Origin of the sequence: Bacillus pinisoli, from assembly GCF_023036475.1 — a bacterium.
Classification (GTDB): domain Bacteria; phylum Bacillota; class Bacilli; order Bacillales; family SA4; genus Bacillus_BS; species Bacillus_BS pinisoli.
In genome coordinates, this window is record NZ_JAJQKI010000002.1 from 1 (window position 1) to 22343 (window position 22343).

24 protein-coding genes are annotated in these 22343 nt (G+C 34.3%); 1 reads left to right on the top strand and 23 read right to left on the bottom strand.

The genetic code is table 11. From position 1 onward, the window contains the following. Positions 1–907 precede the first annotated feature (907 nt). The 7 genes from LT143_RS02335 to LT143_RS02365 all read right to left on the bottom strand — a co-directional run bounded on the left by LT143_RS02335 (position 908) and on the right by LT143_RS02365 (position 8362). A complete protein-coding gene (locus tag LT143_RS02335) occupies positions 908–1483 on the bottom strand; it encodes a hypothetical protein (RefSeq protein ID WP_246939185.1) in 576 nt (191 codons plus the stop codon). Positions 1484–1597: 114 nt separating this feature from the next. Continuing rightward, the gene (pepF, locus tag LT143_RS02340) at positions 1598–3391 is read right to left on the bottom strand and encodes an oligoendopeptidase F (protein WP_246939189.1); all 1794 of its coding nucleotides are present in this window, start codon (positions 3389–3391) and stop codon (positions 1598–1600) included. Positions 3392–4341: 950 nt separating this feature from the next. After that, on the bottom strand, positions 4342–4950 hold the full coding sequence (locus tag LT143_RS02345; RefSeq protein WP_246939192.1) for a hypothetical protein: 609 nt from the start codon (positions 4948–4950) through the stop codon (positions 4342–4344). 329 nt (positions 4951–5279) lie between these two features. Further along, on the bottom strand, positions 5280–6083 hold the full coding sequence (locus LT143_RS02350) for an IseA DL-endopeptidase inhibitor family protein (RefSeq protein ID WP_246939195.1): 804 nt from the start codon (positions 6081–6083) through the stop codon (positions 5280–5282). Next, positions 6067–6606, bottom strand: a complete 540-nt coding sequence (locus LT143_RS02355) for an RNA polymerase sigma factor (RefSeq protein WP_246939198.1) — start codon at positions 6604–6606, stop codon at positions 6067–6069. Before LT143_RS02355 ends, LT143_RS02350 begins: the two co-directional genes overlap by 17 nt. A 163-nt stretch (positions 6607–6769) precedes the next feature. After that, positions 6770–7768, bottom strand: coding sequence for a DUF3231 family protein (locus LT143_RS02360; RefSeq protein ID WP_246939201.1), 999 nt, complete (start codon positions 7766–7768; stop codon positions 6770–6772). Between the two features lie 24 nt (positions 7769–7792). Beyond that, a complete protein-coding gene (locus LT143_RS02365) occupies positions 7793–8362 on the bottom strand; it encodes a CBO0543 family protein (protein ID WP_246939204.1) in 570 nt (189 codons plus the stop codon). 753 nt (positions 8363–9115) lie between these two features. Between LT143_RS02365 and LT143_RS02370 the strand changes: the two genes are divergently transcribed. Further along, on the top strand, positions 9116–9481 hold the full coding sequence (locus tag LT143_RS02370) for a GtrA family protein (RefSeq protein ID WP_246939206.1): 366 nt from the start codon (positions 9116–9118) through the stop codon (positions 9479–9481). A 173-nt stretch (positions 9482–9654) separates the two neighbouring features. Here LT143_RS02370 and LT143_RS02375 read toward each other — a convergent pair whose 3' ends face one another. The 16 genes from LT143_RS02375 to LT143_RS02450 form a co-directional block, all read right to left on the bottom strand. Next, positions 9655–10119 carry a hypothetical protein gene (locus tag LT143_RS02375; RefSeq protein WP_246939210.1) on the bottom strand — a complete coding sequence of 155 codons (465 nt, stop codon included), beginning with the start codon at positions 10117–10119 and terminating at the stop codon, positions 9655–9657. Between the two features lie 21 nt (positions 10120–10140). After that, positions 10141–10779 (bottom strand): response regulator transcription factor, encoded by a 639-nt coding sequence (locus LT143_RS02380; protein WP_246939213.1) that lies wholly within the window; start codon positions 10777–10779, stop codon positions 10141–10143. 4 nt (positions 10780–10783) lie between these two features. After that, positions 10784–11818, bottom strand: a complete 1035-nt coding sequence (locus tag LT143_RS02385; RefSeq protein ID WP_246939216.1) for a sensor histidine kinase — start codon at positions 11816–11818, stop codon at positions 10784–10786. Continuing rightward, positions 11815–12546, bottom strand: coding sequence for a cell wall-active antibiotics response protein LiaF (liaF, locus tag LT143_RS02390; RefSeq protein WP_246939220.1), 732 nt, complete (start codon positions 12544–12546; stop codon positions 11815–11817). Before liaF ends, LT143_RS02385 begins: the two co-directional genes overlap by 4 nt. Positions 12547–12652: 106 nt before the next feature. Next, positions 12653–13288: a PspA/IM30 family protein gene (locus LT143_RS02395; protein ID WP_246939223.1), complete on the bottom strand. Its 636-nt coding sequence runs from the start codon at positions 13286–13288 to the stop codon at positions 12653–12655. 20 nt (positions 13289–13308) lie between these two features. Then, the gene (locus LT143_RS02400; RefSeq protein WP_246939226.1) at positions 13309–13656 is read right to left on the bottom strand and encodes a lmo0954 family membrane protein; all 348 of its coding nucleotides are present in this window, start codon (positions 13654–13656) and stop codon (positions 13309–13311) included. 161 nt (positions 13657–13817) lie between these two features. Beyond that, the gene (locus LT143_RS02405) at positions 13818–14588 is read right to left on the bottom strand and encodes a hypothetical protein (RefSeq protein ID WP_246939228.1); all 771 of its coding nucleotides are present in this window, start codon (positions 14586–14588) and stop codon (positions 13818–13820) included. Between the two features lie 312 nt (positions 14589–14900). Next, positions 14901–15392, bottom strand: coding sequence for a hypothetical protein (locus LT143_RS02410; protein ID WP_246939231.1), 492 nt, complete (start codon positions 15390–15392; stop codon positions 14901–14903). 258 nt (positions 15393–15650) lie between these two features. Continuing rightward, positions 15651–16070 carry a transcriptional regulator MntR gene (gene mntR / locus LT143_RS02415; RefSeq protein ID WP_246939234.1) on the bottom strand — a complete coding sequence of 140 codons (420 nt, stop codon included), beginning with the start codon at positions 16068–16070 and terminating at the stop codon, positions 15651–15653. Positions 16071–16154: 84 nt separating this feature from the next. Then, entirely contained in the window at positions 16155–17051 is an 897-nt protein-coding gene (locus LT143_RS02420; protein ID WP_246939237.1) for a metal ABC transporter permease, read from the bottom strand. Further along, positions 17041–18333 carry a metal ABC transporter permease gene (locus tag LT143_RS02425; RefSeq protein WP_246939240.1) on the bottom strand — a complete coding sequence of 431 codons (1293 nt, stop codon included), beginning with the start codon at positions 18331–18333 and terminating at the stop codon, positions 17041–17043. The genes LT143_RS02420 and LT143_RS02425 overlap by 11 nt, the downstream gene beginning before the upstream one ends. Positions 18334–18351: 18 nt before the next feature. Continuing rightward, entirely contained in the window at positions 18352–19098 is a 747-nt protein-coding gene (locus LT143_RS02430; protein ID WP_246939243.1) for a metal ABC transporter ATP-binding protein, read from the bottom strand. Positions 19099–19113: 15 nt separating this feature from the next. Continuing rightward, positions 19114–20049, bottom strand: coding sequence for a metal ABC transporter solute-binding protein, Zn/Mn family (locus LT143_RS02435; protein WP_246939246.1), 936 nt, complete (start codon positions 20047–20049; stop codon positions 19114–19116). A 525-nt stretch (positions 20050–20574) separates the two neighbouring features. Continuing rightward, positions 20575–21081: a GNAT family N-acetyltransferase gene (locus LT143_RS02440; RefSeq protein WP_246939249.1), complete on the bottom strand. Its 507-nt coding sequence runs from the start codon at positions 21079–21081 to the stop codon at positions 20575–20577. A 65-nt stretch (positions 21082–21146) separates the two neighbouring features. Then, positions 21147–21605 (bottom strand): DinB family protein, encoded by a 459-nt coding sequence (locus LT143_RS02445; RefSeq protein ID WP_246939253.1) that lies wholly within the window; start codon positions 21603–21605, stop codon positions 21147–21149. Between the two features lie 157 nt (positions 21606–21762). After that, positions 21763–22239 carry a hypothetical protein gene (locus LT143_RS02450; RefSeq protein WP_246939256.1) on the bottom strand — a complete coding sequence of 159 codons (477 nt, stop codon included), beginning with the start codon at positions 22237–22239 and terminating at the stop codon, positions 21763–21765. Positions 22240–22343 lie beyond the last annotated feature (104 nt).

Below are 22343 nucleotides of genomic sequence, written 5' to 3' on the forward strand. Positions count from 1 at the left end.
CGCGTTAGCGAAAATAAACTTCCTTATTATGCGCTGGCATTAATAAGTTTTCAAAAAATTGTTGTCGGTTTTATAAACCAACACGCTTGACGTTTTGTTTAGTTTTCAAAGAACTCTTTAGAAAGATTATCAATATACCATGTTTCAATCAAAGATTTCAATATGAAGTTGTTTCCAATTAATTCACCGTATATCAAATCTACTTACACTCGCAATATAGAGCGGACTATCAATATACTATGTTTCAATCAGAGATTTCAATATGAAGTTGTTTCCAATTTAATTCAACGTATATCAAATCTACTTACACTCGCAATCTGGAGCGGACTATCAATATACCATGTTTCAATCAGAGATTTCAATATGAAGTTGTTTCCAATTAATTCACCGTATTTCAAATCTGCTTACACTCACAATATAGAGCGGACTATCAATATACCATGTTTCAATCAGAGATTTCAATATGAAGTTGTTTCCAATTAATTCAACGTATATCAAATCTACTTACACTCGCAATCTGGAGCGGACTATCAATATACCATGTTTCAATCAGAGATTTCAATATGAAGTTGTTTCCAATTAATTCACTGTATATCAAATCTACTTACACTCGCAAACTGGAGCGGACTCTTAATTTATCATAAACTAAACAGCAACGCTAATGTTGTTTTTTTCCATTATAATTAGATCGTCTACCATGCAGCAATATCTAATAGTTAGTAGCTAAAAGCTTGCTAGTTATTGGATGGGCTAAAATAGATGTATCCTTTTGGTCTTTAATTAGAAGTGTTGGACTAGAAGATGATTAAAAACTCATTATTTTGGATCTAAAACGAAAAAACCTTTAGAACCGGTATATACCAGTTTTAAAGGTTTTTAGATTTTTTTAGATAAGCTAAATTTATGACTACTTATCTTTCTCAGCTTTCATCTTGTATAGAAGTACAGTATAACCCTTTTCTATCATCTCATTAATGGAATCTTCGTCTTGAAAGTCGAATGATTCTATAATGTTATTTGTACTCTGCTGAAAAACTGCCAGTGTTATCGTTTCTCCTGACCTAATTCCAACTTGATCATTACTTATCCCGTATCCTGAACCAAAAGGTTTAGAAGCCTCTATTGGATTAAGGCTAATGTGATGAGGCTCTACTCTTCCAGAAGGAGTATAGATCATCAAGGATTCCTCTCCAGTACTAGGTTTAAATAATGCAAAACCTAAACGACCTTTTTCTTCTTTTTCAGGACTGTGCCCGAATCCAATTCCCGATAAATCCTCTGGAAGCTTTTCACCATCCTTATAGCCCTCAATCCAAAGATTCACTTTCGTCTTGTCCGCATACGGTAGGTCAATTTGAAAATCATAAAGGATCCCCATCCCTAATTCTTCTATTGTCTTTTCATATTCTGATTCAGGATTAGCCGAAATATAGGCAACATAATTCTCACCATTGGTTGGTTTACTACAACCTATTAAGAACATAAGTATTATAGCTGTTAGAATTAACTTAAATCTTCTTTTATCCAGATATACCACTCCCTCTGTTACCCATTAAGAAAAAAAGAGAATATTCATTGAACATACTCGTCTTATCTGTTATGACTTTGAAAACTCATCAACTAAATCACTAAAAATAGCTAATGCGTTTTGAATTGGCTCAGGTTTGGATAAATCTACTCCCGTTTTTTTAAGAAGTTCTAATGGGTATTCTGAACTCCCACTCTTTAGGAAAGTCAAGTAATTCTCTAGGGTTTCATGGTCACCTGAAAGAATTCGGTCGGCAATTTCAATGGCTGATACATATCCTGTTGCATATTTGTATACATAGAATGGACGATAGAAGTGCGGGATACGAGACCATCCATATTTCACCTCGTCGTCAAGAACGAGAGTATCACCGTTATATTCGCTGAAAATCTCTTCATATATTAAATTAAAAACATCAACATTTAATGGCTCACCGTTCTCAGCTTTTTCGTGTGTAATCTTTTCGAACTCTGCAAACATGACCTGTGTAAAGAAAGTACCCTTAAAACTATCTATAAAATAATTTAGAAGATATTTCTTCATCTTACTGTCTTCTGTTGTTTTTAATAAGTAACGAATTAATAAAATCTCGTTGACGGTTGAAGCGACTTCAGCAACAAAGATTGAATACCCTGCACTTATTTGCGGTTGATACTTACCGCTATAATATGAATGCATGGCATGACCACATTCATGCGTTAACGTAAATAAGCTTCGGATATCATCTTGATGGTTAAGTAGGACATAGGGATGGACTCCGTATACCCCCATATTATAGGCTCCTGAACGTTTGGCTGGGGTTTCCCTAACATCAAAATAACGTTTTTCTTTAAAACTCTTTAATGTTGAAACATATTCCTGCCCAAGTGGCTCAAGACTTTTTAACATGATATCATAAGCTTCATCGTATGATATTTCCTTTTCAACCCCTTTAACAAGAGGGACACTTAAGTCATACGGTCGCAATTCCTCGACTCCAAGCAGTTTTTTTCTAATTTCTGTGTATGTATGCATAGGAGAAATATTCTCTTTCGTTACCTTAAGGAGGTTTTCGTATACTTCCTTAGGTACAACATCAGCAAATAAGGCTTTCTCTAAGGCGGAAGGATATTCCCTTAACTTTGTAGTTAACACATTGTTCTTGATGGCAGCAGCTAATGTTGCGGCAATCGTATTTTGACCTTCTACGTATGGCTTGTAATACGCTTTATATGCTTCTTTCCGCTTTTCTCTATCTTCATTCTTCATAATTTTTGCGAACATGCCACGAGTCAGTTCCACTTTCTCTCCACCATCACTCGTAACTTCCCCAAACTTAATATCCGCATTGTTGATCATGCCAAAAATCTTACTTGGTGCAGAGAGTGCTTCTCCCATTAAGGCAAGTACTTCTTCTTTTTCCTTTGTTAGAACATGTTTTTTATATCGATATGCTTCATATAGATCCTTTTCAAAATATCGAAGATCATCCGCTTCACTTATGTATTCTTTAAGAGTTTCTTCATCCAAGCTTAACAAGAAAGGCATGAAGAATGATCGAGCAGCACTAATTTGTTGTCCTAATTGAGTCGCTTTATCACGTAATACCTGCGCATGTGTAACGCGAGTATCTAGGTCATTTAACAGCATTCCATAAGCAAAGACTTTTCTGTAGAGGAAGTTAGTTTCTTCTTCTAACTTCAAATATGTTAACAAGGACTCACCATTGTGAATGTTTTGATAAAATTCTTTTAATTTTGTTGTCAATTCAACAATCTTATCATAATCAGTTTGCCATGTTGACGAATCACTATAAATATCTTCTAGTCTCCAGGTTTCTTTAGCCGGTACGGACTCTCTTGTCTTATATGTTGTAGTACTCATAATTTAAGCTCCTTTCTACTTGTCTTATTCATTATACGTTATTTTCCAAAATTTTGTATGTATTTAGAATCATCTAATCTTATTAAATAGATAGATTGTTCTGCAAACTAGATGACTTTCTTCTAATCTCTTTACATTTAAATTTTAACTAATGTATTTTTTCATTGTACTGGCCTTCTATTGAAAGTACCGGCATTGCGACTTCAAGATTTTGACTAGATAAAACTTTTAATAACTCAATCTCAGATTGTAAATGATCAAGAGATTTTTCTTCGACATCAATAAATCTTAGAAATTTTGTCAAACCTTTTTCTTTGAACACAACTATAAAATTTGAAGAGGCACGGTAAAAATATGCAGAACCAGGATCAGAATTCCACCTATAAAGGATTTCATTTTCAATAAAACTTCTATTCCAGTTTTAGTCTACAGTTCTTAAAATTTTCATCATCTTACTAAGTTTCATCATAGTGTAAGCTCCTCTTTCTTTTAGGCTCTTTTCTAAGACTTTGTTGCTTTTCAAGCTAACACTTCTAAATATCCACCCTATTTTGTACGAAAAAACGAAGTAATAATTGTTAGAAAAGAGCAGCTCTCTCTATTTAAAGGACTGGACGTTGTACTACCTAGTAAAAATCCGGCTTCCTGAGATTTTTACGAAAGCAACAATCTTTGCGAAAACAGCCTTCTATTACGTAATACTTTGGTTCAATAACCCTAGAAATACAGCCTTTAATTGAAACAAAAAAAACCACAGGGGTTTCCGTTACCCTGTGGCTAGCTGGTTATACTAAATAATACGTCTATCACTGCTTCTCTATCACGTAAAAGTGAGAAGCAATGATATTAAGTTCCAAGGTTGTCTTTACTTTATTGTTCATTACACGATCTCACTCCCCGCTAATTTATCTTCCAAAAAAGAAATGTAAACATCTACGAAACATTAAGTGTCATTCGCAATCATTTTCCAAATAAATTGATTCAGAGACTAATAATTTCCCTTGATATAGCTCTAGCTTTTCTTTCTCTTGGATCGTGTATGCCTCTAATAAATGTAAATCTCCCTCATTTTTTTCTAGCTCTACAGGTCCGGTTACAAAAAACGTATTGTCGTCTTGGTCTATAAGTTGTAAAACAACACCAGCTACACACGAATCAGTTTGGCTAAGTTCATCAAACCAAAATAAACCATCTGATTGAAGAGATTTAGAAATAAATGATGTCTGAACAACAGAGTAAATCGTGGGTTTCTCTTTTGCGATTACTTTTCTTACATTCTCTTTTAGTTCGATTAGTTCCATCGTTTCCTTATGATCCTTAATCAGTGGGAACACGGAGAATATAAAAGTAAAGAAAAAAATGAATGCCCCAAGAATACCTAATATTCTAGTAGAGGATACCGTTTTCAACGTAAAAACAACAACTAAAGTAATCGTTACGAATAACACAAAGATCGTCAGAATAGAAGTAATTCCTGTCTCCTCTATTAAAATACTAACAACGTCGTCAATACTAAACTCTTCTCCTTTACTACTATAGCTTTTAAATCCAAATAACATTTATAACCACCTTCACTTCTCACACATACAGTTTATATTTAATTATAAGTCAAAACACGTTATTACAGTCTTATTATAAAAACGTGACATAAAAAAAGACCGCTAACTTGCAGCAGTCTGCTAATTTATTAGGCTCTTTTCTAAAGCTTTGTTGTTTTTCAAGCTAATATTTCTAAAAACGTACCCTTTTTGTAAGGTATATCGAAGTAATTATTGTTAGAAAAGATCAACTCTCTCTATTGATAGCACTGGACGCTGTACTACCGAGTAAAAAATCCGGCTATTAAGATTTTTACGAAAGCAACAATCTTTACGAAAACAGCCTTTATTCATTCCAATGTAATTGGCAAAAAGCTCGCGACTCTCCATCCCTGATCTGCAACATACTTTAATCGTACTACCTGGGAGGTGTACTTCGCTTCTTCATCACTTTGTTTTTCAAAATAAGGTACTTCTAGACTCACTTCCACTTCCGTCTCATTTATTTGACTAATAGTTGCAGTACCCTGTTGCCAATCTAAGAAATTACGTCCCTTAAAGAAATAATCATCTTTATGTGGATGCGCCAAACGTCCTTCATGCATCATAAATTTATAATCAGTGTAAATTTTTTCTACTATATCAACGGTATAGCTATTTAGTAAATATTCATAGAGGGCATCTTTAGAATTGAAGAAACTATCTCCTAAGTAGCGATAGGTTTCTCCATTATATTCAAAGGTTTCTGCTTGCTTGCCGCCACCCTCTTGATGCAGCACAATTGTAAAACTTGCGAATGCACTTCCTATTAAGCCCTCTGCTTGTTTATAGTTAATGGAAGGCACCAACTGGTTTGTTTCTGTTGACTCCTTAGGAGTTTCCACTATATTAGAAAGTACATCTTTATTTTTTGTGTCAAAAATAGCTTGCTCACTTAGGGATAACGAACTTATATAGAAAATGCCTATTAAGAACACACCAACTGTTAATATACGAGGGAATAAAGACAGCCTGATTCTTTTTTGAACAACGATCGGTTGATGGATATCATTTAGAATACGATTTCTTATTTCACTATTATTATCTTCGTTTATTATTGTATTTAGATCTAGTTTCTTTAAAGCAGTATCTAATGAATTATCGATTCTCTTCATAAATAATCCCCTCTTTTAAAAGCTTAGTTTCTAAAACTTTTAACCCCCGAGCCAATGTATTCTTTACTTTACTTTCTGACCAGCCAAGAATCTGACAAGTTTCTAGTATGGAAAACTCCTTAATTTTTCGGAGTATGATTACTTCTCGATGGGATTCTTTTAGACTAGTTAAAGCTTTGTATAATTGAACGGACTCCTCTCTTATTTGATACATTCTTTCCGTCTCATTAGATGCCTCTATTTGACTTTGAAATAAATTCAACAAACTTCTATATTTATTTTGTCTTCTCATATAATCAATCGTAATATTTCTTGCGATACTAAAGAGCCATGTTTTAGGATGAATCATTTGTTCTCCTTGATTCAATTTGTTAAATGCACGTATGAATGTCTCATGAGTTAAATCCTCTGCACGATGATAATCTTTTATCATCATTGTTATATATTTTAAAATACTGTCACTATATAAGGAGTATAAATCCAGTAACTCCTGTTCTCGGTCTATCTTTTGGGCAGTTATCATTATCATCCATCTCCAATTTGTTCTTATCATTAATTAGACGTTTCACAGAGTGAAAAAGTCTGACGTGAACGAAAAATTAATATAAAAAAACCATACTCCAAAAAGTATGGCATAGAAAAATAATGGTATAAAGAAGTTATTTTATAACTTTTTTTCACGAGTACTACTTCGTTAACTGATCTCGATTTACTGCCTGCGGTGGGCGTTCCATCCAGTTATGCTTAATATTAATATTAGCCCCATCTTCAGCATATAAGCCAGTCTCAGCAATATACTTTACATACATGGCTGCAAGATCTTTTCTTGGAGATAAAGAGAGAGCAAGACCATAATTACCCATCCCTGTAGCACTTAATAGGCCAATGTGATACATCATTAGCTTATCAGAAAATGGTGCAATTGTAGACTCTGATACCATCTCATCAGAAGTCATTGGAACAGGAAGATAGTTTGTTTTTAAGAGGTTTGAAAAGCTATCTATATGCTTTTTGGTAATTTCAATGCCCCTTAGCATATATTCCTTAACTTCCTTTTGTTTTGCAGATTGAGCAAAAGCTAATGATAATGATTGTCCTAGCTTATTTGTTTGTATGTTTGCGTATAAGTGTGTAATCTCCAAACCCGAAAGAGGCCGTTGTTCCCCTAACCACCCCGATAGAAAACTCTGCTTTTCTACAAATTCAACCTGTTGTTGATAAGGAATATATGGTGATCTAACTTCTAACCCTTTTGACAAAAGCAAGTCTGTAGCCTTATCGTACAACTCCATTGTAGAGGTAAGACACGATATAAAATAATGACGTATGTCTTGTCTAAACACATTGGGTAAAACAGCAGAGTATGTAGCTAAACTTCCTTTTGTTACATGCTTTATGTATTGTAAATAGAATGTATCTTCAAATAAACGTGGTGCTTGAGTATTTACATCTTCACTCGTAAATCCTCGTGGAACAGGTATTCCTTCTGCTTCAAATATTTTTGAAATTATATTTAAATGTTGTTTTGAAATAGACAATGCATGCTCAACAATAGGTTTTATCTCTACGTCCTCGATATGAGAAAGAAAGAAGGTAAATATACAAATTGACATACTGTCACCAATATAATTTGCCCATAAACTAGAATACTCGGACGAGGTTAGTTTAACCTTATGCGCCTCCATTTGAATTCCCCTTTTTATTTATTTTCAAGTAACTGAACTTGTTCTGGAATATTTATGAAAGATCTTAGTAATGATGACCGCAATGACTACCCCTCCTATATAATATAGAAAAAGCTTAGGATAAGTCATAGTAGGATTTAAATAGAATAGACCCATCTTCTCAAATAATGGTTTAACAATAAATGAAAACAGAATGGCCAAGCCAATCATACCTGTATAGAAGATGAAACCTTTTTTGTAAGTAAACTGATACATAAACATACAGCTTATTGGAAGCAGAGAACCGTCCAAAGCAAAATTTGAAGCGAGGTAAGAAGTTACTTGATAAGGATATCCCCAATATCCTTCGTGAATCCCAAATACATCTAGGTAGATAGAAATGGAATGAATAGCAAAGCCAAAGAAGCCAATTTCAAAAATACGTTTTCTGTCGATAAAAAGAGCTAAGAGTACAAGCGGGATTAGTAGAAATGAGACGTTTACCCAAAACTGCCAAGTATGAAAACTAGAATATTGTTCCCAATATTGATGAAACAAAGATGAAAGCTCTCGTCTTCTATCTATGATCTGCTGAAATAACTCTTGTTGACTCAATTTATCCCACTCTTTTCTTAGATTAGATATTTATCAAATCGTGAATCCTTCAATTAGGTCTTTTCTAATCGATAAATACGAAAATTTATTCATAAAAGTGTGTTGGACTTCAGATGAATTAGGTTAGTAAGCAACAAAGTTTTAGAAAAGAGCCTTTATTTAACATGTTTTCAATTACGTATATTTTGTACAAAAAACAACAGTTTAGCCGGAAAGTTTACATTTTTATTCCCTATTCACTAATGGATATAATTGTACTTGTTTGTGGACATCACAAAATTTAGTATTCTTAGCTGTTATTTCTGGACTTTCTCAGATTCAAAAATACTTTAACCCAACAAAAAAGAGCACTTCTGCTCTTATTTCTTGCAAAATGCCTAAGAAAATTCGGCTTATCATCTCGGAGTATTTCATCAAGAGTAAGCTGTAGTTAGATCTTTTTCTATCCTTTCAACTAAAATCAGTTTATTTGTGTACAATCCCAACTAGTGAATCCTGCGCTTTTCATCGATCTTGAATAAGTGTAAACTCAGTCTTGTAACCTAAACTATCTAAAACAGGATTTTACGTATAGATTTGTTTGCTTCCATACAAGTTCCAAATGTCGGATAGTTGCCTAGTCGTTCATCGTCTACGCTATTAGTCTAGAGAGTTGCACTACTTCAAACTATAAAAATGATTCTTATGAAATAAAAAAGGATGAACAATAGAAAAAATAGAAAGGAACTCTATATGTTGGTAGTAAGAGATTTTTTGAGTAAATTCTTAAAATACAGTGGAGTAGGTATTATTAGCACGATTATATACTTTCTGTCAGTCTACATTTTCGTTGAAGTTTTCAGTTCAGAACCTGTATTAGGGTCTGCCATAGCGTTTATCATTATGACATTTTTCTCTTTCATTCTTAATAAGACATTTACATTCGGAGGGAATTATACGAAGAAGAAGCTAACTCGCTTTTATATAGTAGCGGCTATTGGGTTTACTCTAAACTATTTCATTATGAATACAATTGTAAATGTACTTAGCTATCACTATGTTATTGGAGAATTAATAACTATTGTCATCATTCCAATAATTAATTTCACCCTGAATTACTTCTGGACGTTTAAGGGGTAATTTGGAATTTCCGATGATTTAAGATAATTTAAGGTATGTATTTTTCACATTGTAATTTCCGCTCTTATTATCGTTTTGAGCTTTTCAGGTGGATTACAAAACGGCTGGTTAATGTAGATTTCACGTTTCTCTCCTCTTATACTATAATCGTTGCTAGTGCAGTAATTGGTTATTTATTTATATGTTTCATTTATTTGGTTATAGGGACCTAGATGGGTTGCTTGAACAGCAAGCTGTTGATCATATATTTCTAACCTGACTGGTACTTTTACGTTACGATTACGCCTTTCTAATTCTAAAAGAGCTTGAGTAAACATATCAGAAGTGATAAATTCTGGCAGCTGCATGTAAGCAGTCCACGTCCAATCACTCGCTTCTGTCTCCACCTTTGACCAAATTATTACTAGAGGCATTAGGTTAAATTTTTTCTGCGAATTATTTTTAGACATATCCTTTAGCCGATTAACAACCCTGCTTAATGACCATAGCCCTTCTCCTTCATGTATGCTATATACATTTCGCTGACCCTTTCCTTTGGTCACCACATAATGTAAGGATGGCACCTCTACTATTTCTATTAACTGAGGATTACCTCTATATAAATTTTTGTATATTTTTCTATAGTCATAGACTTCCATACCTATACTCCTATGTGAAATTTATTCTGGACTGATTAAATTATGTTTAAATGCATAAATTACAGCTTGCGTTCGGTCCTGAACATGTAGTTTTGCTAAAATGTTGCTCACATGTACTTTAACTGTCTTTACAGCAATAAAGAGTTCATTTGCAATTTCCTGGTTAGTCTTGCCATCTGTCATGAGTAACAGAATCTCACGTTCTCTTTCTGTTAATTCATCATGAGGTTGTGTTATATGTTTCTGTCGCATCTTATTCATGATCTTGCCAGCGACTTCAGGCTCTAAGATCGTTTGTCCTGCAAAGGTTGCCCTAATTGCATCAGCTATTTCATTAGCTTTTGACGTTTTAAGCATATAACTCGCTGCACCTGCCTCTAAAGCAGGATACACTTTCTCGTCGTCTAAAAAACTAGTTACAATAATAATCTTAGCTTCCGGCCATGATTCTATTATTCTCTTCGTAGCTTCAATACCATCCATTTCCTTCATAACAAGGTCCATTAAAATAATGTCTGGTTTATCTTTCAGAGCAAGTTCCACTGCTTTTGTTCCATCATCTGCTTCTGCAATAACTTCAATATCAGGTTGTGCAGATAAATAAGCTGATACACCAATTCGAACCATTTCATGGTCATCCACAAACAATACTTTTATCATCATCTCACCCCTCATTTGTTATGTATGGGACTTTAACTTCCAAGCGAGTCCCTTGGTTCTCTACACTAACAATTTTTAATGTACCTCCTATTTCTAGTGCACGCTCTTGCATATTTTGCAAACCATACGAACTTGATTTTACATCATCTACTTTAAATCCAGCACCGTCATCTTCTACACGCAAAATGACCTGCTCATCACGCTTGATTAAGATAACTTGTAAAGAGTTGGCGCTAGCATGACGAAGTGAATTTGAAACAGACTCCTGAAGTATTCTAAATAGGTGATCCTCTACTCCTTTATCCAGCTCAAAGGATTCAACTTTCCAATTTATCGTCATAGGCACTTTGTGAGTCAGTTCTTTTAATAATTCTTCAATACCCACTTTTAATGACTTTCCTTTTAATGCAACAGGGCGTAAATGTAATAGTAGTGCTCTCATTTCTAGTTGAGATTGATGAATCATGTTCTCAACTAATAGTAACTGTTTCTTTAATTTTGACTCAGTATTGGAGGAAGTTTCATTTATTGCAGACATAAGCATAGAAGCTCCGAATAGCTGCTGACTAACAGAATCATGAAGCTCTCTTGCTAGTCTATTACGCTCTTGTATGACCACCTCTTGTAAACTTTGTTCCCGTTCATTTGCCCTTTCTGTAACAAGTCGTTGGGAAACTTCTGCCTGTCTCATCAATTTTCTTTCCAGCCTAATAATTTGTTGCTCAATCTCTATCATTTCTTTAAGACTTTTGTTATTACTTACGACAACTTTCTTTCCTCTTACTAGCTCTTCAAGTTGCAGATGAATCCGGTTAAGTTTTTCTCGCCAAAATAATGCGTACGTAATCCCGCTAATAAATCCAATGCTAATTGTAAGAATAGAAACGAGCATCCAATATGAAAATCCGTACACATGGGCTGACCATATTTCATTGATCTGGTCTGGAGGGAATGTTAAAAAAGTAAGAAGCAAAACTAATAAGATACCTATCATGAAGACCACTACAATAACCACTGTCTGTTTTAAAACTAGAATCATATTCTCTTCACCTCAATATCTCCAGACAATATAGAGGTAATAATTTTCACACGTGGTTTATTTATTAAATAATCTTGTGTCTTATAAGAGAGCGTTTGGTTTATTAGTCTTTCACCAGTGTTACCAAATATATTTACTCTCCCCAATAGAGAACTATGAAGTAAACTTACTTCAACCTCATATGGAACATAGACAGTGATATTCCCGACAAAATGTCTAATTGAAATAATGGCTTCATCTGGCAGAACGGTATTGCTTAAATCAATCACTCTATTTCCAAAACCTCCATGAATATTTATATCGTTCCATTCGTAGGTAAGTTCACTTGTCTTTTCGTCTCCAAATAGCCTTTGTTGTAATAAAGGTTCAACCTTAATTAAAGATTCTTGATCAGATGTATCTATGTTACGAGATTTATAAGGTTTTATTTTTGATGGAGACTTTTGATACTGAAAATAATTAATCAAAAAGAAAATAATGGCAGCAACTAATAGAAAGCGAAAAGTTGTCATATTTAAAATTGTAATGATTAGTAAAACAAGACCAAACCAGAAAAATACTTTACCAAAAAGTTTGTTGTATTTCTTCCATCCTAGATAGACTACTAAAGAAGAAAAAGCAACTGTGAAGATTAATCCTTCATTCATGAAGAGCAGCTCAAAAATTAAGAGGGCTGTCCCTATAATTAATAGTTTATTAAGTGTATCAGTAGATAATCGATTAAACATAAGGTCCCCCCTTTCATTGCTGGATCAATATTGAACTGCTTTTTAATTGACGAAAAGACGCAGTACTTTTCTGCGTCTCATATATCTACTCTTAGAATACCATATTCTAGTTAATGGTAGTTTTTTCTTTTAACTCTTTTTCAAGCATCGCTATTTTACTGTCAAAAGTATTACGATAAAAAGCACTGTTTACTTTGTGTTCCAAGTTCTGAATATATTGATCTATTTCATTAAATCGCGAAAATGATTGGTCTGCTGTATTTTCGAATATTTGATTAATTTGGTAAGAAGCTCTGGCTATATTTTCTCGTCCCATAAGTTCCATTCTTCTTATTTGCATATCCTTTAACCGATGCTTCATTTGCTCATATTTCTGTTCAAGCTCAAGGAGTTGCATGTTCGAAGAATCATACATCTCTTTCATACGTGAAGCACGTGCCTCGTATTCTCCAAATTCCTTCAGAGCATAATTTTCTAATTCGTTCTCTTCGGCATGTCGAGCGACCTCTGCTTGATATTTTCGTTTAGTCGCCATATTCATTGCTTGTTGATATTCTTTTTGGAATTCCTCCTTTAATCGGTATTGTCTTTCAACTAGTTTTCTAACCTTCTCAGTTTCGTGTTCACTTTGACGTAAATAATGGTTTAATTTAGCAATAGGATTTTTCTCTTCTTTTGCATCCACCAATTCGTGCAAGTCTGCTGAAATTGAATCCCTTAGTCTTGAAAATAAGCTTGCCATTATACATTCTCCTCTACTGTTTATTTTGTTAATTCTGCCCATTGTTTTTCAAAATTTGTAAAAGGGTCATTCTCGTTTTTTTCATCTTGTGCAACTTTCTTTACTTTCCACTCTTTCACAATTAGGTAAAGACCGTATGCGGCAACCACGCCGATTATTGCATAAATATTAGCTACTGCAATACTAAGGACTACAAATCCAACTATCACCCATCCGCATTTCATTAAAGTTGAATCGACTTTAACAAACTGCTTAAAAATCAAATAGAGCAGCCAGACACTAATTCCTAATAAAACCATTGGGCCTAGATTAGCAACGACGATGGCTAAAGCAGTTAGACCTCCAATAAATAATAAAAACTTTTTCATATAAGTTTACCTCCTTTCTAATCTCTTGCATTCATTCTATCTCGATTAAAGATTTTCTATAATGAACCTTAGCAATATTTTCTACTAAGACTTGGGGCTTATATTGTCTAGGACCGAAAAGAGCAATTAAAAAAGAACCGGTCAAAACCGATTCCTTATCTTTATTCTTCAACTGTCCATTTAACAAAATAACTTCCTTGTAGGTCATCACCTTTCAACACTATTTTATATGCTTGTTCCCTTTCAGCTTTTAATGAGTATGTATGATTATTCGTTTCATTTATGCCAACTAGATTATTATGATCATCGAGTATATGTAGTCCATGTCCTCCACCATTTTTATTTATTATGTCAACCGAGAAGGTTAAAGTATTTCCCTTTTCCACATGGATAGGAATTTCGTGATGCCCGTTAAAGTAGTCAAACTCTGCTGAAAAAGTTTTATTTGTATGATCTAACCGCTCAACCCAGTGCTTCTTGACAGTAAAATCTAGACTGGCTACTATTACTAAAATGATAGGTAAAGCAATGGAAAAGATATATTTAAACAACTTTGATTTTGAAGAGAGATTCATTGCTATATAGAATAGAAATGCTGATCCAGCACCAATCACTCCAGCCATAATCGTTATCAGGTTTACCCCTTGAATTAGAAAAATTATAAATCCGGCTCCTATATACAGTCCTCTTCTCACAACATCATTTAAATTATACTTAAGATTTAGTAAGTCAATGACAAGTGAACAGAAGATTCCATAACCGTATAGAATCACCCATAAGAATGGAGTTGATAAGGTTTCACTAAAGTCAAATAAATCAAATCTATTATTAATTAATAGAAACAAACCAATTAGGCTTAATATAAAGCCAGCACCAGCTAATTTAGTTAGTATGTATGTATAGATCTTGCTTGCTGTCCATTTATTAGACATGATTTCTCTCCTCGAAATTAGTGATTTAGTAATCCAGATTCACTCCACTACTATCTTTATGATCTAACTCGTGTCAAAAAATAGACTTTATCTCTTTCTATGAATCTACTAAAGTATAGCTGTTAATTCCTCTTTAGATATCTGTCTTGATACACCTTTTATATTAACATATTTTCCAAACTAGTAAGTTAATTGGTAAGACAGAGTTTGAGACATAACCAAATAGAAGACCCGAACTTCTTAGGTTAAAGTTTTAAAAGATTACCTAATAGTTCGGGGCTATTATTAAGGGAAATACTTGTGTTCCAGCTTCTAGTAGCTAATCATACATTCTCGATTGATATCCCTTAACGTTATGTATCGACCTCTACCTATGCGTTTCTTCACAACTTTCCATTTTTTCTTATTTCGTTTTATTTCTAACAGAACATTCGTTCCGTTCACCTCTTTATAGTATATATACCCTCGTGATGCATCTGCTAATGAATGAGTATGATTATTCTTAAGAACTAACAAATGTTTATTGCCTAAAGATGAACCATGAAAAAGTTGGATTAGAGATTCCAGCCGTCGGTCACGCTTATTACTTTTACCGATTTTCTTAGCTATTTCCTCATAGGTATAGTGCCAATGATGATGATCTTCTTCAATTACTTTTAAGTCTGGGAAACTTAGATATAAATCTTGTTGAATCTCTTCATTTAATAAGGCTATACAGTCGTCCAACGTTAATGAGGCTGCATCAAAACTTTGTTGCTCAAACATAAAAAACAGTAGAAAGAAAGATAATAATACCTTTACCAAGAAAGATGCCCTCCACATATACTTTTTTGGTTATCCTTCCTAATTAATTATATTTTATGCATATTAGTACTAAGAACTACGACTGTATAATTATCTTTATAGACTTTAATTTAGGCTCTTTTCTAATACTTTGTTACTTGTTAGGCTGATTCTTATAGTAACTATCTTTCAAACTAAATTATAATTCTTAGTACGAGGGAATAAATGGAGCAAATCATTAAAAATAGGATTGATCCGCCAAATAGGATCAATCCTTAGTTATGTTTCATTTTGAACCTGAACCTTTTTTAATTCCTTAAGCCTGCTTTCTTCTTCTTCAAAAAATTGGACAAGGTCTCCAATTCTGTCGATAGAATCCCAACTTAAGTGATGCTCAATACCTTCTACATCTGAATAAATATTTTCTTCTTTAACCCCTATCAATCGTAAAAACTGCTCTAATAGCTCATGACGATACACCAGTCTTTTTCCTATTTTAGTACCTTTTGATGTTAGGATAAGACCTCTATATTTCTCATAAATTAAATATTCATCTTTATCAAGCTTTTGAACCATTTTCGTTACTGATGAGGGATGTACAGATAAAGCTTCGGCAATATCGGATACTCTGGCATATCCTTTATTCTCAATAAGGAGAAAGATTTGCTCTATATAATCTTCCATACTTGGTGTAGGCATTCTGTACCCTCCAATTTTTCCATATATCACAAAATTTTACTATAAGTACAGAATGAATACAACCTTCCTTATAATTTAAACGGTTTATTGTTCTAAAAATGTTTTACTTTTTTCACTGTAACTTCTTTTCATCCATTTAGAAAGAAGTCCATACTTAGGAGAAAACATCCATGAACATAAGAATACGAGACCTGCTGCAACTGCCATTGATCCAGATATGGAAACATCAAATAATTTTGCTCCATAATAGCCTATCACTGAGTCAAAAATACCGATGGCTCCACTCAATAAAAGCATTGTTTTAAAACGGTCCGTTAGCAAATAGGCAGTCGCTCCTGGAGCTATAAGCATGGCAACAACCAAGATTGCACCAACACTATCAAAAGCAGATACCGTTGTAACAGATACCATGCCCATTAAAATGTAATGAATGGCTAAAACGGGAATGCCAATTGCTGCTGCCATACTCGGATCAAATGAAGTGATTTTGAATTCCTTATAAAACAGATTGATTAATAGTAAATTTAAGATAAAGATAGACGCTAACATCACGACTGCTTTCGGAATATCTCCTATAAACGGAAGGCTTATTGTCTCCCAAGGGATAAATGAAATCTCTCCCATTAATGCATGCTCAACATCTAAATGTACATCACCTGCATAAAGAGATAGTAAGATAACACCCACTGCAAATAATGAAGTGAATACAACCCCGATCGCTGCATCTTCTTGAATTCCTCCAGAACTTAATAATTGAACAATAAAGGTTGTTACAAGGCCTGCCACTGCTGCACCGATCAGCATGTATACACCGTTTAAACTATGACTAATTAAAAAGGCTAACACAATACCTAATAAAACTGTATGACTAATAGCATCAGCAAGCATTGACATCTTTCGAAGAATTAAGAAACAACCCATGATTCCACAAGACAAGCCAACTAAGCCTCCTGTAACCAAGATCCAAATCTCATAGCTCATAGCTGGTACCTCCTCTTCTGGTTAGAAAAGGATGTTGTTGGTAAACTTGATTTAGCATTCTCTTCAATGCTTGAAATTGCTCTTTTGAAAGTCCTTCTTTCCGACTTTCTTCAATATAGTCTAGATTTAAACTACTAAGTTCACTTGGATACATTTCTTTTAATTCAACTAACTCATCAACAAAGATATATTCTTCAGCACGTTGTTTTCCTTTATCTGTTAATATGATGTGATTGTTATTAAAAGTGACAAATCCCTTCTTGCTAATTTCTCTAATTATTTTCTGATAACGGGACTGAGCCATTAAGTGTTTTGTATCTAACTGTTGCTCTTTTATTTGAGTTTCTCCTTGTTCAGCTAGCTTATATAGCTTCTTTAATGTTGCACGTGCTGCAATTCTATGGTCATTTGCTTTTCTCCTTATCCAAATAGCAAGTAATCCTCTACTTGGTGCAAATAACATAGAGAATAAAAACACGATCGTAGCAGCTACAACAATAAAGGGTCCTGTTGGTAGTCCTTTTCCAAGTGTACTAATTATAGTCCCAATTGCTCCAGACACACCACCGATAATTCCAGATATGACCACCATGACTCGAAGCGAATCAGTCCAGTATCTAGCCGCGATTGCAGGTGTAATTAAGAGGGCAGCCATTAAAATGACTCCAACTGCTTGAATACCTACAACAACTGTTAACACAAGCAGTGAGGAGAATAGAAGATTAAGAAATCCAACAGGCAAGCCGATCCCTTTTGCAAATTGAGGATCAAATGTACTCACCTTAAGCTCTTTAAATAGTAAAGCAGTCACGATTATTAGAGAAGTAGCTGTAATTCCCATTATCTTTACATCCGTACCAACTAGAGCTGCTGCCTGACCAAAAATATAATCATCTAATCCACTTTTATTACCTGATGCCATTTTTGTAACCTTTGTTAAAAGAACGATTCCAAGTCCAAAAAAAACAGAGAGTACTAGGCATATAGCTGTGTCTTCTTTAATTCTAGTTGTATTTCTAATAAATTGAATGGTATAGGCAGCAAGTAATCCAGTAGCAGTAGCACCTATTAGTAAGAAAAGGAAGTCTCTTTCTCCTGTAAACATAAAGGCAAAGCAAATTCCTGGTAAGGCTGCATGAGCTACTGCATCACCAATTAAACTTTGTTTTCGTAGTAAGGCGAAACTTCCCAGTACACCACTTGCCATTCCAAGAAGCAATGTACTTAGTAACACCCATTGCGTGTTTCCGTCTGTCATAATTGAATACCATATATGACTCATTTTAATATCAACACCTTTTTATTGTTGAATTAACATTTGATCTCGTTCAAGAAAAGACAATCTTCCGCCATACGTTTGTTGTAAATTTTCAAGTGTAAACACTTCATTTGTCGGCCCACATTTAATAGCTTTACGGTTTAGTAAAAGTGTCCAATCAAAATACTCTGTAACAGTTTGTAGGTCGTGGTGTACGACAAGGACTGTTTTACCTAGTTCCTTTAGTTCGTTTAGTAAGGCGATAATCGCCTTCTCCGTTGCTGCATCAACGCCAACAAATGGTTCATCCATGAAGTATACTTCAGCATCTTGTGCTAATGCTCTAGCTAAGAAAACTCTTTGTTGTTGGCCCCCAGATAATTGGCTTATTTGTCGTGAAGCATAACTTTCCATCCCTACTTTTTCAAGACATTCCATCGCGAAGTGGATATCATTTTTCGAAGGACGTTTAATCCAACCTAAATGACCATATCTTCCCATCAGCACAACATCTAGTGCATTGGTAGGGAAATCCCAATCAACTGATCCTCTTTGAGGGACATAGCCGACTGTTTTGTTTTTAGGTGAGTATTTTTTATTAAAAATACTCACCTCACCAGAAGTACTTGGGATTAGACCGAGAATCGCTTTGATTAAAGTGGATTTCCCTGCACCGTTTGGTCCTACAATCCCGATAAGCTTACCCTTCGGAACTGAAAACTTAACATCTATTAACACTGGCTTTTTATGATAGGCAACTGTTAAACCAGAAACGTCAACAGCATTCATATATACTCCTCCTTACTATTTAAGCGCGCCTACAATCGTATCAACATTATGACGATACATTCCAATATAAGTTCCTTCTTCCGTACCTTCCTCCCCCATAGCATCAGAGAAGAGTTCCCCACCAATTTTCACTTCATGGCCTTTATTTTTTGCCCCTTCAATGACCGCATTGATGGAGTCTTCAGAGATACTAGATTCAACAAATACTGCTTTAATATTACTATCGACTAACGTGTTCACTAGTTCTTGAATATCACCTAAACCAAATTCCGAATCTGTGCTTAAACCTTGTAGCCCCATTACTTCAATATCATATTTTGCTCCGAAATAATTAAATGCATCGTGCGCTGTTACAAGGACTCTCTGTGTTTCAGGGATCGTTGAAATCTCTTCTTCTGCGTACTTCTTTAAATCTGTTAGACTAGCAAAATACGCTGCTGCATTTTTTTCATAGTCTTCCTTATTTTCAGGATCGAGTTCAATTAAACCTTCTTTTACTTGCTCTAACGCAATAATCCAAAGATCAATATCAAACCATACATGGGGATCCATCGCCGTTTCATCGTCTTGATCTTTACGAAGTTGTTCTTTTGGAATAGAGTCTGCAATTGCATAAGTAGGTTTATCTTTATTCATCTTTTCAAATATCTCTAACATTTTTCCTTCTAAGTGCAGTCCATTATAAAAGATAATGTCTGCATCTTGGAGTTTACTAATATCCGATTGAGAAGCTTGATATAAGTGAGGATCAATACCAGGCCCCATTAGACTATCTACTTCTACGTGATCTCCTCCAATATTTCTAACGGCATCAGCAATTTGTGCTATAGTAGTTGTCACTTTTACTTTTCCAGACGCTTCTTCTGATGTTGTAGATGCATTGCAACCTGTTAAAAACAAGCTTCCAACCACCAATAGCGTTAGCATAAAATTAGATAGACTTTTTTTCATTTTCAAACCTCTCCTCTAATTACTTATTTTGTTGTATTGTTTTTCATAATTCATACTTTTTTAACCAAAGAAACAATAGTTTCCTTAATGCAACTTTTTAAGCATAACGGCACCATATATAAATACGACACCCCTTTACGTTTACATATGTCGCCATCTCCTTTCTTTTGCTTCTCCATATAAACTACAATCTTTAGTACTTTATGCAAGAAAAGTTTGGTTATTGCATACTTTTTTTACTAAGTAATTATTTTTTAGCAATTACACACTTGTTTTATAGAGTTATAAAAGTTTCCTTAATGCAAATTTTATAGAGTAGACCACAACATGTCAATAAAATGTTTAATAATACCAAAAAAAATAACCCATAGGTAATATGAGTAACTTTACATGAAGCTCTTACATTTAGTCTTGTTCTTTCCCTATATTCAGGTCAATGTCCTTTGGTTTTTCAATTTAAACTAATTTAATAAGAAAAAGGAAATCTTGCATATGAAATCATATGTCAGCTTTCCTTTTTGTTCATTATAAATGCTGTATATCTTTCCATCCAAAAGCAACTTCTACGTATTTAGCATTACCAATGGCAACTTCCATTGAATCTATTCTTTGACCACCAATAGATTCGTAGAAACCGGCAGATGGATTCTCCTCGAGTACCCAGATTAACATGGAGTTGATACCTTTACTGTTCAAATCGTCTTTAACAGCTTTAATAAGTTGTTTTCCGACCCCTTTACGTTGCTCACTTTCAAACAAATAAATGGCGTATACTTCTCCAAGAAATTCTGGATATTCAGCAGTTCTCTCCCTACCACCTGATACGAAACCTACAATTTGGCCTATATCATTCTCGGCCACATAGACACCACCACTGGGTATGACAGTTTTCCATAGCTTTTCGCGAGCTTCAACTGACAGTTCATCAAGATAAGATTGACTAACAATATCTTTATAGGTAGTTCTCCAACTGTCAACATGGACTTTAGCTATTGCATTTGCATCTTCAACCAGTGCTGGTCTAATATCCATCAGCAGTCACCTTCACAATCAAGTATACTTTTTTATTACGCCTTAAATGGTAAAACAAAAACGGTTTATTCGGTCCGGCTCATTAAGATTCGTTTCATTGCTTTCATCTGGCCCAAATGGTCCGCCTCATGGTATAACATAAAGCCGAATAAGTCCCTGAAGGTTTCAACATTTCCAACTGGAAAAGTAAACGGCAAATCTTTAGAGAAAAATTGTTCCGGTAATTCTCTAACTCTTTCTGCTTGATCTTCTAGTTGTTCAATAAGTTTCTCCAGAGAAGGAATTTCATGTTTCCAATTAGATGGTCTTGTTCCCATTCCGAAAAGCTCAATGTAAGATAATGATAGATTGGTAGATTTTTTAGGAAAGCCGAACATAAAACCTTCAGTAGCCACTAATAAATGACCAGCATGCCAACGTAGTGTATTGTTAAAGCCTTTAGGTTGATCGTCAAAAAGGGTAGCATCAGTTTCTTTTAAAAACTTAATTAATTGTCCTCTTGTCAACTCAAATTGTTTGTTCATTGGACTTTCTCCTCTACATTTAATTTTCCATCATGTTAACTATAACGTAGTAGGAAATAAATAACAATTATCATATTTTCATGAAGGTTTCTCATTACTAGTATGTACGATGGAAAAAAGAAGAATCAAAAAAACCAAATCAACCTTTGATTTGGCGTTATTTTTGCTTTGCTTTTTTGAAACCTTCCTCTTCTAAGTACTGCTTCGCCTCATTATATGATGGAAACGTACCATCTAAAAGTTTACCTGCATAGACATTCCACATTTCATGCTCATATGTAACGACTAAGGTATGTGCATCTGAATTGATCCAGGTCTCTTCTACAAAATCTTCTTGCGCAGTCTCTACTTCAATGTTTCCTGTTAAAGAGTCAATTGATTCCCTTATTACCAATCGTAGCTCTTCTTCCGTAAAATCCCTAATATTTGTCATACCTCTTTCATCGTATTCATACTGGCCAATAAATTCAGTATAGACAAAACCATTACCATTCGGATGTAAGTGATAGACCACATTCTTTCTATCGTTGTTACTTTCCTCATAATGAAAATTTACCCGTTTTAACGAAACGTCTTTACGTGTTAGCTCTGGAAAAGATTCTATAATATGTAATTTCTCTTCAAATGTAAGCATATTTCCTCCGTATAATAAAGTAATTCACTTGGATTATACCATTAGTAGCAAAAAGTCCAAACTAATTCTCGTAGAATGTTCTCCTATAAGTAGGATAAAAATAT

What these genes read in the sequence shown, in the direction of transcription:
- LT143_RS02385 (WP_246939216.1), bottom strand. Translation starts at nt 11,818, where the DNA reads ATGATTCTAGTTTTAAAACAGACAGTGGTTATTGTAGTGGTCTTCATG.
- LT143_RS02335 (WP_246939185.1), bottom strand. Translation starts at nt 1,483, where the DNA reads ATGTTCTTAATAGGTTGTAGTAAACCAACCAATGGTGAGAATTATGTT.
- LT143_RS02435 (WP_246939246.1), bottom strand. Translation starts at nt 20,049, where the DNA reads ATGAAAAAAAGTCTATCTAATTTTATGCTAACGCTATTGGTGGTTGGA.
- LT143_RS02445 (WP_246939253.1), bottom strand. Translation starts at nt 21,605, where the DNA reads ATGAACAAACAATTTGAGTTGACAAGAGGACAATTAATTAAGTTTTTA.
- LT143_RS02450 (WP_246939256.1), bottom strand. Translation starts at nt 22,239, where the DNA reads ATGCTTACATTTGAAGAGAAATTACATATTATAGAATCTTTTCCAGAG.
- LT143_RS02430 (WP_246939243.1), bottom strand. Translation starts at nt 19,098, where the DNA reads ATGAATGCTGTTGACGTTTCTGGTTTAACAGTTGCCTATCATAAAAAG.
- LT143_RS02420 (WP_246939237.1), bottom strand. Translation starts at nt 17,051, where the DNA reads ATGAGCTATGAGATTTGGATCTTGGTTACAGGAGGCTTAGTTGGCTTG.
- LT143_RS02440 (WP_246939249.1), bottom strand. Translation starts at nt 21,081, where the DNA reads ATGGATATTAGACCAGCACTGGTTGAAGATGCAAATGCAATAGCTAAA.
- mntR (WP_246939234.1), bottom strand. Translation starts at nt 16,070, where the DNA reads ATGCCTACACCAAGTATGGAAGATTATATAGAGCAAATCTTTCTCCTT.
- LT143_RS02355 (WP_246939198.1), bottom strand. Translation starts at nt 6,606, where the DNA reads ATGATAACTGCCCAAAAGATAGACCGAGAACAGGAGTTACTGGATTTA.
- LT143_RS02380 (WP_246939213.1), bottom strand. Translation starts at nt 10,779, where the DNA reads ATGATAAAAGTATTGTTTGTGGATGACCATGAAATGGTTCGAATTGGT.
- LT143_RS02405 (WP_246939228.1), bottom strand. Translation starts at nt 14,588, where the DNA reads ATGTCTAATAAATGGACAGCAAGCAAGATCTATACATACATACTAACT.
- liaF (WP_246939220.1), bottom strand. Translation starts at nt 12,546, where the DNA reads ATGTTTAATCGATTATCTACTGATACACTTAATAAACTATTAATTATA.
- LT143_RS02350 (WP_246939195.1), bottom strand. Translation starts at nt 6,083, where the DNA reads ATGAAGAGAATCGATAATTCATTAGATACTGCTTTAAAGAAACTAGAT.
- LT143_RS02360 (WP_246939201.1), bottom strand. Translation starts at nt 7,768, where the DNA reads ATGGAGGCGCATAAGGTTAAACTAACCTCGTCCGAGTATTCTAGTTTA.
- LT143_RS02400 (WP_246939226.1), bottom strand. Translation starts at nt 13,656, where the DNA reads ATGAAAAAGTTTTTATTATTTATTGGAGGTCTAACTGCTTTAGCCATC.
- LT143_RS02395 (WP_246939223.1), bottom strand. Translation starts at nt 13,288, where the DNA reads ATGGCAAGCTTATTTTCAAGACTAAGGGATTCAATTTCAGCAGACTTG.
- LT143_RS02425 (WP_246939240.1), bottom strand. Translation starts at nt 18,333, where the DNA reads ATGAGTCATATATGGTATTCAATTATGACAGACGGAAACACGCAATGG.
- pepF (WP_246939189.1), bottom strand. Translation starts at nt 3,391, where the DNA reads ATGAGTACTACAACATATAAGACAAGAGAGTCCGTACCGGCTAAAGAA.
- LT143_RS02375 (WP_246939210.1), bottom strand. Translation starts at nt 10,119, where the DNA reads ATGGAAGTCTATGACTATAGAAAAATATACAAAAATTTATATAGAGGT.
- LT143_RS02345 (WP_246939192.1), bottom strand. Translation starts at nt 4,950, where the DNA reads ATGTTATTTGGATTTAAAAGCTATAGTAGTAAAGGAGAAGAGTTTAGT.